General features: G+C 63.4%; 13 protein-coding genes. 11 read left to right on the forward strand and 2 right to left on the reverse strand.

The genetic code is table 11. The features are described 5' to 3' along the window. Window positions 1-13: 13 nt before the first annotated feature. On the forward strand, window positions 14-469 hold the full coding sequence (locus THIDRDRAFT_RS01710) for a hypothetical protein (protein WP_007039057.1): 456 nt from the start codon (window positions 14-16) through the stop codon (window positions 467-469). A 125-nt stretch (window positions 470-594) separates the two neighbouring features. Here the strand turns inward: THIDRDRAFT_RS01710 and THIDRDRAFT_RS01715 are convergent, their stop codons facing one another. Then, window positions 595-834: a HypC/HybG/HupF family hydrogenase formation chaperone gene (locus THIDRDRAFT_RS01715; RefSeq protein ID WP_007039058.1), complete on the reverse strand. Its 240-nt coding sequence runs from the start codon at window positions 832-834 to the stop codon at window positions 595-597. 86 nt (window positions 835-920) lie between these two features. Here THIDRDRAFT_RS01715 and THIDRDRAFT_RS01720 point away from each other — a divergent pair, with 86 nt between their 5' ends. From THIDRDRAFT_RS01720 to THIDRDRAFT_RS01765, 10 genes are all read left to right on the forward strand, one after another. Then, entirely contained in the window at window positions 921-1,394 is a 474-nt protein-coding gene (locus THIDRDRAFT_RS01720) for a HyaD/HybD family hydrogenase maturation endopeptidase (RefSeq protein WP_007039059.1), read from the forward strand. Between the two features lie 161 nt (window positions 1,395-1,555). Continuing rightward, window positions 1,556-2,011: a hydrogenase expression/formation protein gene (locus THIDRDRAFT_RS01725; protein WP_007039060.1), complete on the forward strand. Its 456-nt coding sequence runs from the start codon at window positions 1,556-1,558 to the stop codon at window positions 2,009-2,011. A gap of 20 nt (window positions 2,012-2,031) precedes the next feature. Beyond that, window positions 2,032-3,141, forward strand: coding sequence for a hydrogenase small subunit (locus tag THIDRDRAFT_RS01730; RefSeq protein WP_007039061.1), 1,110 nt, complete (start codon window positions 2,032-2,034; stop codon window positions 3,139-3,141). Continuing rightward, window positions 3,138-3,800 (forward strand): hypothetical protein, encoded by a 663-nt coding sequence (locus THIDRDRAFT_RS01735; protein ID WP_007039062.1) that lies wholly within the window; start codon window positions 3,138-3,140, stop codon window positions 3,798-3,800. Before THIDRDRAFT_RS01730 ends, THIDRDRAFT_RS01735 begins: the two co-directional genes overlap by 4 nt. Next, window positions 3,797-5,089: a (Fe-S)-binding protein gene (locus THIDRDRAFT_RS01740; RefSeq protein ID WP_007039063.1), complete on the forward strand. Its 1,293-nt coding sequence runs from the start codon at window positions 3,797-3,799 to the stop codon at window positions 5,087-5,089. Before THIDRDRAFT_RS01735 ends, THIDRDRAFT_RS01740 begins: the two co-directional genes overlap by 4 nt. A gap of 65 nt (window positions 5,090-5,154) precedes the next feature. After that, on the forward strand, window positions 5,155-6,885 hold the full coding sequence (locus THIDRDRAFT_RS01745) for a nickel-dependent hydrogenase large subunit (RefSeq protein ID WP_007039064.1): 1,731 nt from the start codon (window positions 5,155-5,157) through the stop codon (window positions 6,883-6,885). A gap of 597 nt (window positions 6,886-7,482) precedes the next feature. Continuing rightward, complete coding sequence (locus THIDRDRAFT_RS01750; RefSeq protein ID WP_007039065.1) at window positions 7,483-8,472, forward strand: response regulator; 990 nt, start codon at window positions 7,483-7,485, stop codon at window positions 8,470-8,472. Between the two features lie 8 nt (window positions 8,473-8,480). Beyond that, complete coding sequence (locus THIDRDRAFT_RS01755; RefSeq protein WP_007039066.1) at window positions 8,481-9,428, forward strand: serine hydrolase; 948 nt, start codon at window positions 8,481-8,483, stop codon at window positions 9,426-9,428. A gap of 101 nt (window positions 9,429-9,529) precedes the next feature. Next, the gene (locus THIDRDRAFT_RS01760) at window positions 9,530-10,726 is read left to right on the forward strand and encodes a class I SAM-dependent rRNA methyltransferase (RefSeq protein ID WP_007039067.1); all 1,197 of its coding nucleotides are present in this window, start codon (window positions 9,530-9,532) and stop codon (window positions 10,724-10,726) included. A gap of 159 nt (window positions 10,727-10,885) precedes the next feature. Then, window positions 10,886-11,488, forward strand: coding sequence for a L,D-transpeptidase family protein (locus tag THIDRDRAFT_RS01765; protein ID WP_342610738.1), 603 nt, complete (start codon window positions 10,886-10,888; stop codon window positions 11,486-11,488). A gap of 73 nt (window positions 11,489-11,561) precedes the next feature. Here THIDRDRAFT_RS01765 and THIDRDRAFT_RS01770 read toward each other — a convergent pair whose 3' ends face one another. After that, window positions 11,562-13,046 carry a lipopolysaccharide biosynthesis protein gene (locus tag THIDRDRAFT_RS01770; RefSeq protein WP_007039069.1) on the reverse strand — a complete coding sequence of 495 codons (1,485 nt, stop codon included), beginning with the start codon at window positions 13,044-13,046 and terminating at the stop codon, window positions 11,562-11,564. Window positions 13,047-13,064 lie beyond the last annotated feature (18 nt).

Raw genomic sequence — 13,064 nt, forward strand, 5'->3', positions numbered from 1 at the left:
TGAGGACCACTCAATGGCCACCATCGACAACGACCAAGACCTCCGAGCCGCGCTCAACCAGCTGAATCCCGAGCAGCAGCGTCTACTCGGCTCCCGCTTCGCGGAGCGCGTCATGCATCTGAGTCGGGACGAGCGCACCAACCGCGCGATCGCCACCGGACTGCGCGCCGACGCAAGCCCCGGAGAGCTGGAGGATGCCTTCAAATCCGCAAAGTCCTATGCCGTCACGACCTATACCGACTGCGGCAAGGACACCGACTGGATGGCGCAAGCGGATCACTTCGTCGCCGCCTCCATCACCGCCGCGCTGATGCCGGAAGCACTCATGACCGAAAAGCAGAACCGCGCTTGGAAGGCGGCGGTCCAGGCGCGCATGGCGCTCAACTGCGCCATGATGGAGGACGACAGCGCCTCCGAGCATGAAGAGGTCGAGCAGCAGCATAGGATCGCCAGCGAATTCCTGAACTGACTCCGCCCGACGCATCCGCGAATGCCCGACTGCCCCCCTGGCTGGTCGGGCATTTGCGTCTCGCCCAACGCCATGCGCCCCTCGACCGGCTTCGCGACATCCTCGCCGATCGGTAGGTCAATCGGTCATCCGCTCGGGGCGTCGCTCGACGCCAGCATGGCATCGTAGATCTCCCAGGCTTCCATGGCCCGTTCGGCGTCGATCTTTTCGATCGCCTGCCCCAAATGGACGACGAGATAATCGCCGACCTCGATCGATTCGTGCTGCATCAGAAATAGGCTCACTTCGCGCTCGACACCCTTGGCCTCGCAATGAGCCAGGAAGCCATCGATGGAGCGGACCTGCATGGGGATTGCGAAACACATCCTCTAAATCTCCGAATCGACCCGGTGGGGATGGGGATGAGGCTATGCTTGTCGGCGTCGTCCATCAAGACTGGTAAGCCCGCATCATGAAACCACGCACACTCGTTCTCGGACTCGGAAACGTCCTCATGACCGACGAAGCGGTCGGCGCCGAGGTGATTCGTCGTCTCTCATCCGATCAGACACTGGACCCATCGATCACCTGCATCGACGGCGGCACCTTGAGTTTCACGCTCGCCGCTCCGATCGGCGATTGCCAGCGCTTGATCGTGGTGGATGCCGCCAAGCTCGGAAAGGCGCCGGGCGACGTGCGTGTCTTCGAGGACGTCGAGATGGATCATCAGTTGCGCTCCAACGCCAAGAGCGTTCACGAAGTCAGCCTCTCCGACCTCATGGACATGGCGCGTCTGACCGACAGCCTGCCCGATCAGCGCGCCTTGATCGGCATCGAGCCCGAGTTCATCGGTTGGGGCGAGACCCTAACCCCAGCGGTCGAGGCGGCCGTTCCCATCGCGATCCAACGCATTCACGACCTGCTCGCGCGCTGGGATAGCGAGTAGACCGGAGGCGCCTGATATCACCAATTTCAGAATCTTATGAATTTCAATGCGAATTAATATTCGATCATGCTGAACTGCTAACAAAGATGCGCTGCATCAAATCCGAGGACGCCGAATCGGCCTAGAATTTTTCTTACATATCGCGACGTCGAGGGTCGATCATGTCAGGCTCGGATCAGATTCCCGTTTCCATCGAATCAAGCGCCTCCTGCTCGGGCAAGCCTCGCGACTACGGGAATGCTCGCGCCGTCCTCGGCCAGATCCGTCACGCCCTGGAACGCTTGATCGCCAGCGGCGAAGAAACCCGCATCGACCTCAACGCCATGCCTTTCGGGCCTGGCGACCTTGAACACCTGACGAACTGCTTGGGCACCGGCGAGGTCCAGGCATCGGTCGAGGCGCTCGGACCCACACGCATTCAGGAAACCGCGATTCCAGGCGTTTGGCTGGTGGACTATCTGAACGCCGAGAACCAGCGCCTCACACTACACATCGAGATCGCCAACGTTCCGCAGATCCTGTGTCCGCAGCCTCAGGATCTCGCGCTCGCGATCGATCGGCTCGATGCCCGCCTGGACGGCACCCCGGCACCGAACACCCCGCCACTATCGTCCTGACACCATATTGAGGAGGGACCATGGCTGCCCGCGAAACCCCCGACAAGACCCTTGGCGAAAGCCTGCGAGACATCGGACTGTCTCGTCGTGGATTCCTGAAGTTCTGCGCCGCGACCGCGTCCATGATGGCCCTCCCACCGAGCATGGCACCGGCGATCGCCGCCGCGCTCGAACAGGCCAGACGCCCCTCGGTCATCTGGCTGTCCTTCCAGGAGTGCACCGGCTGCACCGAATCCCTGACGCGTAGCCATAGCCCGAGCGTCGAGGAACTCATCTTCGATTTCATCTCGCTCGACTACCACCACACCCTGCAGGCCGCAGCTGGCGAGGCCGCCGAGGCGGCCCGGCTGCAGGCGATGGAGGCCAATCGCGGCGAGTATCTGGTGATCGTCGACGGCTCCATCCCAGGTCCAGACGCCAACCCTGGATTCTCGACGGTCGCCGGTCACAGCAATTACGACATTCTGATGGAAACGGTCGAGCACGCCGCTGCCGTAATCGCGGTCGGGACCTGCGCCGCCTTCGGCGGACTGCCTCAGGCCAAGCCCAACCCGACTGGAGCCATGTCGGTGATGGATCTGGTGAAAGACAAGCCGGTCATCAACGTCTCCGGCTGTCCACCCATCCCCATGGTCATCACCGGCGTACTGGCGCACTACCTGACCTTCGGACGACTGCCGGAGCTGGATGCCTACCACCGCCCAATGGCCTTCTACGGCCAGTCGATCCACGACCGCTGCTATCGCCGGCCCTTCTACGACAAGGGCTTGTTCGCGGACAGCTTCGACGACGAGGGGGCAAAGCTCGGCTGGTGTCTCTACCGGCTCGGCTGCAAGGGTCCGACCACCTTCAACGCCTGCGCCACCATGCGCTGGAACGCGGGGACCAGCTGGCCGATCGAGTCCGGCCATCCCTGTCTCGGCTGCTCCGAGCCAAGCTTCTGGGATGGCGGCGGTTTCTACGAACCGGTCTCGGTACCCATCGGAACCAGCACAACGACGCTCCTCGAAGCGGCGGCGGTCGGCGCGGTTGCCGGTGCCGGAATCGCCACCGTCGCCCGCAAAGGCAAGAAGGACGCCGTGAAGACGCGCCAGCCCGTCACGATCGAAGAACTGGAGCAGAAACTATGAACGGGTCGATGGAATTTCTGCTGTGGGTCAAGGGTCCCCTATTCACCATCGCCATGGTGATCTTCGCCATCGGTCTGCTCGCGCGCCTGCTCGAAATCTTCCTGCTCGGACGCGCGCCCAATTATGCCGAGGCCCGCGCCGGCGAATGGCTGCCGGGACTGCGGACCATGATCGCCCGCACCGTCGCCGATCCCGGCACCTTCAAGCGAGCGCCCTTCAACGTGGTGGTCGGCTGGCTCTGGCACATCGGCTTTCTGATCGCGCTGCTGCTGTTCATCCCGCACATCGAGCTGTTCAAGGGCGTGCTCGGCCTCTACTGGCCCGGACTGCCCAACCCGATCGTCGACCTGGCCACGGGCGTGACCCTGGTCGCCCTGGTCGCGACCCTGGTCCATCGGATGACCCACCCGGTGAAGCGCCGCATCAGCACGACCGAGGACTATCTGGTGTGGACGGTCGTGTTCATGGTGGTGCTGACCGGCTATCTGGCCTATCACCGCCTGGTCGAGCCCTACCCGCTCGCCCTGGGGATGCACATCCTCTCGGCCGAGCTGCTGCTCGTCCTGCTGCCATTCACCAAGCTGACGCACATCTTCACGGCCTTCATCGCCCGCTGGTACAACGGCGCCGCCTTCGGCCGCAAGGGGGTTCAGTCATGACCGAGCTCACACTCGAACGCGGACTCGCGGCCTTTCGCGCCGAGATCGACGCACCGACCGCCGCCTTCTTCTCCAGCTGCGTGCATTGCGGTATCTGTGCCCAGTCCTGTCCCTTCTACCTGGAAACCGGCGATCCCAAATACACGCCCATCCTCAAGCTCGAACCGCTGCGTCTGGTCTGGGAGGCCGAATTCACCCTCTGGGGCAAGATCAAGGGCCTATTGGGTCTGCAGCAAAAGGTCACGGATGCGATGCTGGCGGAATGGGAAGAGCTGCTCTACGACTCCTGCTCCATGTGCGGACGCTGCTCCATGGTCTGCCCGGTCGGCAACGATCTAGCCTATATGATCCGCAAGTCGCGCGAGGGCATGGTCCAGGCCGGCCACGCGCCCGAGGGACTGATCAACGCCTCGATCCGCGCCATTACCACCGGCAGCCCCATGGGCCTGCAGTGGAAAACCCTGGCAGTGCAGATCAAGCACGTCGAGGCCAGCACCGGACTGGAGATTCCGGTCGACAAGCAAGGCGCCGAATACATGGTGCTCATGTCCTCGATGGAGATCATCAACTTCCCCGAGTACCTGGAAGCCATCACCAAGATCTTCGATCACGCCGGAGTGACCTGGACCCTTTCCACAGAATGCTTCGAGGCCACCAACGCCGGCATTCAGATCGGCAACAAGGACATCGCCGCGCAACTGGTCGAGCGCGTCGTAGCGGCGGCCGAGACGCTCAAGGTGCCCAAGGTCATCAGTCCAGAGTGCGGACACGCCTTCACCGCCATTCGCTGGGAAGGCCCCAACCTGATCGGACGCCCCTACCCCTTCCGGGTCTTCCACATCGTCGAGGTGTTGGAGGAATTGCGCGCGGCGGGACGCCTCCAGACCGAAGGCAAGGAGAGCGATCGACTCTCGATGCACGATCCCTGCAACCTGGCCCGCAAGAGTGGCGTGATCCAGCAGCAGCGCAACCTCATCGATCTGGTGGCCGAGGATTTCGTCGATCTCAAGGAACACGGCAAGTTCCAGTGGTGCTGCGGCGCCGGCGGCGGCGTCAGCTCCAACGAGCGCGCCGAAGAACTCAAGATGGCGGCCTTCAAACGCAAAAAGGCCCAGATCGAGGAGGTGGCGCCCGAGCGCATGGTCACCATGTGCGCGACCTGCCGGACCCAGCTCGAAGAGGGTCTGGAGACCTTCAATATGGAGATCCCGGTCATCGGCCTGACCGAAATGATCGCCGAGCATCTGGTCGAGAAACCGCGCGCCGCCGAGGATGACGCCGAGGCCTGATCCGCCGGCCAGCACCCGACAATTGCGGGGCCGGTCCGCCGACCCCGCGCAGGAGATCCGCCAACATGAGTGAACGACTCGTCGTCGACCCCATCACCCGTATCGAGGGCCATCTGCGCATCGAGGCCCGGATGGACGGCAGCAGCATCGCCCAGGCCTACAGCTCGGGCACCTCGGTGCGCGGCATCGAGACCATCCTCAAGGGCCGCGACCCGCGCGACGCCTGGGCCTTCGCCCAGCGCATCTGCGGCGTCTGCACCCTGGTTCACGGCATGGCCTCGGTGCGCTCCGTCGAGGATGCGCTCAAGATCGAGCTGCCCGCCAACGCCCAGCTCATCCGCAATCTCATGATCGGCGCCCAGTACGTACACGATCATGTGATGCACTTCTATCACCTGCATGCACTCGATTGGGTCGACGTGGTCAGCGCACTCGACGCCGATCCCAAGGCGACCTCGGATCTGGCCCAATCGATCAGCACCTGGCCCAAGTCCTCGCCCGGCTATTTCGCCGACACCCAGAAACGCATCAAGACCTTCGTCGAATCGGGACAGCTCGGCATCTTCGCCAACGGCTACTGGGGCCATCCGGCCTACAAGCTGCCGCCCGAAGCCAACCTGATGGCGGTGGCCCACTATCTGGAAGCGCTCGCCTGGCAGCGTGACGCAGCCCGGCTGCACGCCATCTTCGGCGGCAAGAACCCGCACCCGAACTTCGTCGTCGGCGGCGTCGCCTGCCCCATCGACCTGAACTCGGATTCGGCCATCAACGCCAAGCGGTTCGCCGAGGTGCTGGACATCATCCAGTCGATGCAGACCTTCGTCGATCAGGTCTATATCCCGGACACCCTCGCCATCGCCGGTTTCTACAAGGACTGGACCGAACGCGGCGAGGGCCTGGGCAACTTCCTCTGCTACGGCGATCTGCCGAGCGTCGGAAGCATGGACCCGGCCAGCTTCCTGTTCCCGCGCGGGGTTATCCTGAATCGGGACCTCTCGACTCTCCACGAGATCGACCTCCACGACGCGAGCCAGATCCAGGAGTTCATCGCCCATTCCTGGTACGACTACGACGCCGGCAACGATCAGGGCCTACATCCCTACGACGGCGAGACCAACCTCGAATACGACGGGCGCGGCGGCGTCAAACCGCCCTACACCCAGCTCGATGTCGAACAGGGCTACTCCTGGATGAAAGCGCCGCGCTGGAAGGGACAGGCGATGGAGGTCGGCCCGCTGGCGCGCGTCCTCATGCTCTATGCCACCGGTCATGCACAGACCAAAGAGCTGGTCGAGATGACCCTCTCCAAGCTCGACCTGCCGATCGAGGCACTCTTCTCCACCCTGGGCCGCACCGCCGCCCGGACGCTGGAGACCAAGATCATGGTCGATGCCATGCACGGTTGGTACGAGGCGCTGATCGCCAACGTCAAGGCCGGCGACACCCGAACCTTCGACGACAGCCTTTGGACCCCGTCCTCCTGGCCTTCCGAAGCTCGTGGCGCAGGCTACATGGAGGCTCCGCGCGGCGCGCTGGGACACTGGATCGTCATCCGGGACGGCAAGATCGCCAACTACCAGGCCGTGGTTCCCTCGACCTGGAACGCCGGCCCCCGCGACGGCACGGATCAAGCCGGGGCCTACGAGGCGGCGCTGGAGGACAATCATCAGCTTGCGGACGTCAAACAGCCGATCGAGATCCTGCGCACCATCCACTCCTTCGATCCCTGCATCGCCTGCGCGGTGCATCTCACGGACCCGGAATCCGGCAAGCAGCTGCAGATCAAGATCGCCTGACCGACGCCCCACACATCCGACGTCCCATCGTCTCGGACGGCGCCCCAATCCCAAGGGCGCCGCCCATCGTCCCCTCCCCGCACCGATCGATCGCCAGTTCACACTGCGGACAACCCACAGTCCCGCATCCAAACCCTGGTCCGATTCGCTTGCCCGCGTCGCGCGCCGGTATCAGAATGGTGGTTTATGGAGCCACGATCAGGAGGAATGCGCAGACCGACCGATGCAACACCGGGCGCCCGCCGCAACGCCGAGCGGAGAAAAGATGTGCAACGGATCCCAGTCCAGGATTCGATCTATAGGTAAATTTAGGTGGCGAGTCGATCTCGCCGATGCACGGAGCTGAAAGGCGACAGGTCGTTTGACCATGGTATCGACAGCCCCCCATTCTGACCGCTTACCGACGGCCGTGACCGCTGTTCGACGCACCGCCGCCACGGCGACTCCCAGACCGAGCGCCCCAGACCTGAGCCGGAGCGCACCTCGTCCCGGAGGGGATTAGGTCACGGGACCGGACTGTAAATTCAATCATATGGCGTCCGGCGGATCAGCTTACGTCAGCCGTTCACCACACTAATCATTGGAACCGATGCCCCGATGAAGATACTCCTGGTCGACGATTCAAAATCTGCGCGCTACGCGTTGCGACTTCAACTTCAGCGCCACGGCATTGAGGTCGAGACGGCCGACTCGGCCGAATCCGCCTTCGAGGTTCTGCGCGAGAGCCTCCCGGACGCCATCCTCATGGACCACATGATGCCTGGGCTCAACGGCTTCGAGGCGCTTGAGGTCATCCGCGAGGATCCACGTACCGCCGCGATCCCCGTCGTCATGTGCACCTCGCACGAAGAACCGGAATTCGTCGCCACGGCCAAGAAGAAGGGCGTCTTCGGCATCCTTCCAAAATCGGCAGCCCCCGATCTGCTACCCGAAATCCTGGAGCGTCTGCACACCGAACTCGACGGCGGAGCGCCCCCGGCCCCGATCAAAGAGCAGGGAACAGCCCCGCAAGCGGCGCCGGCCGGTCTGTCCGAGGAGGCCGTGCTCAAGCTGATCGAGTCCAGACTGGAAGCTCGGCTATCACGGGTTTTGCCCGCATTTGTGGAGGAAGTGCGTCGGGATCTGACCGAAGGACTGCGGAACGAGACGAACCATATCCTCGACGAGCGCCTCGCCGCCGATCAGGCCGCCCAGCGCACCGCACCCCCGAAGCCCACCATGGCCGATCTGCAGGCTATCTCGACCCGTCTGGCGACCGAGACCCTGCCCGACCTGGTCAAGCGCGGCATTGAGGCCGAGCGCGCCTCCCTGCTGGAATCCTTCGAGAAGCACATGCGCGATCAGCGTCCTCGCGGGGGCGCCGGTCAAGGACAGGATGAGACCGAGAACACCGCCAGGGCGGCCGCAGCGGCACGCCGCGAGACCCAGGAGGCCATCGAAGCCGCGCTCGTGTCATCCCAGCAATCACTCCAAGCGGTCGAGCAATCGCTGCGCGGAGCCATGGGGCGCATCTACACCCTGGTCGCGCTCGCCGCACTGGCCGGCATCGGGGCCGCCGCCGGAGTCTATTTCTTGCTTCAAGCCTGAGGATCGGGATGCATTTCTTCACATCGACCGAGCACGCCGCCGAGGATGCAGCGGCGTGCCCCGAACGACGTTGGTTCCTCGAAACGCTGGCGGCCGCCTCGGTTGGCGCGCTGGTCGGCTGGCCCGATCTCACTGAGGCGAAATCCACCGGTTCACAGCTTGAGGGACAGGTCTCGCGCCTGGTCAAAAGGATGCGTCGGCAAGGTCTGATCCTGGCCAGCGAAAGCACCTCCTGGTCCGTCTACGACTTCACAACCCGCACCAAGCTCGTTTCCATCAACGAGGCCGTCCCCCGCCAGGCGGCGAGCATGATCAAACCCTTCGTCGCACAAGCCTATTTCTATCAGGTCTCCCAGGGTAAAAAAGGCGCCCGTTACACCAATTCGGTGCGTCATACCATGGAGCGGATGATTCAACACAGCGACAACAGGGCGACCAACAGACTCTTCGATCTGGTCAGCCGCCACGGTGCCGGGCGCGGCCCGCGCGAGGTGGAGGCCGTGCTCAAAGCGAACGCGCCAGGCATCTTCAAGCAGGTTCAAGTGGTCGAGAAAATCCCCGCCAGCGGCGCAACCTACGCCAATCGCGCGTCCGCCTGGGATTACAGCCGTTTCCTCTACGCGCTGCACCACGGAAAACTGCCCTACAGCAAGGAGATGCATCGATTGATGCGTCTGCCGAACCACGACCGCATCACCACGCGTGTCGCCAGCATGCCGTCCTCGGTACATGCCTGCGACAAGACCGGCTCCACGGCCAAGCTCTGCGGCGACATGGGCATCATCGAGGCACGCGACCGGTACGGTCACACCCATGCCTACACCATGATCGGCATCATTGAGCGTCAAACCAGAGCTCGCCACTATGGCAGCTGGATCTCAAAGCGCAGCGATGCCATCCGCGAGGTCTCGAACCTGGTCTATCTGTACATGAAGGATCGGCATCGACTGGTCTGAGTCAGCCAGAGGGTCCAGGCTGACCATGCCGCATGGCGGCGCCTTCTGGTAGTCTTCATCGGTTCAGCGAAGACTCGCCTCACACCGATCGGACATGCACCATGAAGACTCAGCCACTCATCCTGCGCAAGGACCAGGAACGCCGCCTGCTCGCCGGCCATTGCTGGACCTACAGCAACGAGGTCGACACCCAGGCGACCCCCCTCAAGTCACTGGAACCCGGACAGCCGGTCGAGATCCTGAGCAGCCACCAGCGCTGGATCGGTCATGGTTACGTCAATCCGCATTCGCTCATCAGTGCGCGCATTGTCAGCCGCGACCCGAACCATCCGCTGAGCCCCGCGCTCTGGCTTCAGCGCATCCACGATGCGCTCACACTGCGCGAGCAGCTCTACCCTCGTCCCTATTACCGGCTCGTCTTCGGCGAGAGCGACGGCCTGCCCGGACTCATCGTCGACCGTTACGGCGATCTGCTCTGCGTCCAGATCACCACGGCCGGCATGGAGCGGGCGCGCGGCGAGATCCTGGCCGCGCTCGAACAGGTGGTTCGTCCCAAGGCGATCGTGCTGCGCAACGACACCTCGGTGCGTACCCTGGAGGGCCTGGAGCAGAAGGTCGAGGTCGTCCTGGGATCCCCGGAGGACGCGGTCACGCTGATCGAGCACGAGCTGGAATTCGTCATCTCGCCCCTGACCGGACAGAAGACCGGCTGGTTCTTCGATCAGTCCGAGAACCGTGCCCGCCTCGCCCGCTACGGCGTCGGCAAGCGGGTCCTGGACGTCTGCAGCTATATCGGCGCCTGGGGCGTGCGTGCGGCGGCGCTGGGAGCCGAGCAGGTCACCTGCGTGGACAGCTCGGAATCGGCGCTCCAACGGGTCGCCGAGAACGCCGAGCGTAACGGTCTGGCCGACCGCGTCGCCAGCATGCAGGGCGATGCATTCGAGGTTCTGCGCGAGCTGCGCGATCAGGGACAGCGCTTCGATACCGTGCTCCTGGATCCGCCCGCCTTCATCAAGCGCCGCAAGGACGAGAAAGACGGCACTCAGGCCTATCAGCGTCTCAACCGACTCGGCATCGAGATACTCGAACCGGGCGGTCTGCTGGTCACCTCGTCCTGCTCGTTCCACATGGGACGCGACACCTTCCTACGGACCGTCCAGCAAGCAGGTCGACGCGCCGGACGCAGCCTGCAATTGCTCGAAGCCGGACAGCAAGGCCCGGATCACCCGGTGCATCCGGCGATCCAAGAAACCGCCTATCTCAAGACGCTGTTCCTGCGCGCCCTGCCGGCATTCTGATTCAGCCGCCAGCCGCCAGCCGCCAGCCGCCAGCCGCCAGCGATATCATCTCGCTGGTAGCTGGTAGCTGGTAGCTGGTAGCTTTTTTCCATGCCCCTACATAGACTTTCTCATGCCTCATACGCGCCTTGCCGTCCGGCATCGGCTCAAGATCCAACCATGAAAGTCACGCCAAACCCCATGCAGCACATCGAGCCAAGTCATCATCGTAAAACCTGGAGATCGCGGATCGCCTCGCTTCCCTCGGGCCTGTTCGGCGCATTGGCGCTGGCTGGGCTCATCGGATTGGGCGGATGCGCCATGCAGAAAGACACGCCGCCCCCGGTTACGGGGCCCATCGACAAGGTCGTGGTGAAAAAGTCGGCGCGACAGCTTGAACTCGTCATGAACGGCAAGGTGGTGCGCCAGTATCGCATCTCACTCGGCGGATCCCCCGTGGGACACAAATACCGCGAGGGCGATCAGCGCACCCCGGTCGGCGACTACGTTCTGAACTGGCGCAACGCCAACAGCAACTATTACAAGGCGATCCACATCTCCTACCCCAACGATCGCGACCGCATGGTCAGCCGCCAGCTCGGATACAACCCGGGCGGCATGATCATGATCCATGGTCTGCCGAATTACGTGCGCTCGGAGAATCTGCGCAAGCAGTACGGGGGGCGCGACTGGACGCACGGCTGCATCGCGGTCCAGAACCATGAGATCGACGAGATCTGGCGCCTTGTCCCGGACGGCACGCCGATCCAGATCCTGCCCTGACCGCGCCCTGCGGTGTCCCTCGGGGCCTGGAGCGGCAGAGATCGCCTAAGGCCCCTTCCCATCAAGTCGGCGGCTAGCTCGCGGGCGCCCGCCGGACCAGAAGCCGACGCACGTCCGCAACCAGGACGACCAGCAGGAAGACGGCCATGGCGAGGCTTCCGGTGATCAACGAGTGCCAGGCGGTGACCGACTCGACCCAGCCGGCGGCGGCGTAGAGCCCTAGCCCCAGTGCGATATAGCCGAGCACACGCCCGATCTCGTAAGGCACCGGATAGTACAGTCGCCCGAGCAGATAGGACATGAGCACCATCGAGCTGTAGCAGACCAGATGCGCCCAGGCCGCACCCTGGTAGCCATGGATGGGCACCCACCAGAACAGCAGGACGATGGTGATGAGCGACCCCACCATCGACACGCCCGCACCCAAGAGGGTGCGATCGGTCAACTTGTACCAGATGGACAGGTTGACATAGACCCCGAGACAGAGCTGCGCCAGCAACAGCACGGGCACCACGTCCAGACCCTCGCGATAGGCATCGCCGACGAAATATTTGAAGACGTCCATGTAGAGCACGACCAGCAGGAAAAGGAAGACGCAGCAGATCACGAACCAGTTGAGCACCAGCGCATAGGTCTGGCGGGCGTCACTCTGTTTGGCATAGCTGAAGAAGAAGGGCTCGCCGGCGTAGCGGAAGGCCTGGATGAAGAGCGACATGAGGATCGAGAGCTTGTAGCAGGCGCTGTAGATACCGAGTTGGGCGAGATTGGTCTCGGCATCGTAGGGCAGCAAATACTTGAGCGCGGCGCGGTCGAGCATCTCGTTGATGATGCCGGCGAAGCCGATGACCACCATCGGCAGCGAATAGCGGATGAGACGCCCGAAGAGGACGGTATCGAAGACGCGGAGCCCGCCCCTGAATTGCGGCGACAGCAGCACCAGCTTGATCAGGCTCGCCGCCAGATTGGCGACGAAGACATAGCCGACGCCGATCTCGGGGACCCAGAGCCGGCCGAGCAGCGACGCCGGATCGGCCTCGTAGGCGTGCCGGCAGAAATAGATGAAAAAGAGCGTCAGGCCCACGTTGGCCCCGATCTCCAGCAGCTTGACGATGGCGAAACGACGCGCCTGGTTCTCGGCCCTCAGCCGTGCGAAGGCGACTGCACCGATCGAATCCAGGGCCAGAATCGCCGCGCACCACCAGATGTATTCTGGATGATTCGGATGGCGCAGCAGATCGGCGATCGGCTGGCTCAACATCAGGAGCGTGACGAAGAAGAGCCCGTTGGACAGCACCAGGAATCGAAGCACGGTCCCGTAGACGACCTCCGGCGGCCAGTCCCCCGTCGAGCGGAAGCGGAAATAGCCCGTCTCCAGCCCAAAGGCCAGGACGACCGCGAGAAACCCCATGTAGGCGTAGAACTCGGCGACCACACCGTACTCGACCGGCGCAAAGCTGTAGGTGAGAAAGGGAACCAGCAGATAGTTGAGGAAGCGCCCGAAGACGCTGCTGACGCCATAGATGGCCGTCTGAGAGGCGAGACGTTTGATCGGATTCAAGGTGAGGATCCAGGCAGG

This window comes from Thiorhodococcus drewsii AZ1 (assembly GCF_000224065.1).
GTDB lineage: Bacteria > Pseudomonadota > Gammaproteobacteria > Chromatiales > Chromatiaceae > Imhoffiella > Imhoffiella drewsii.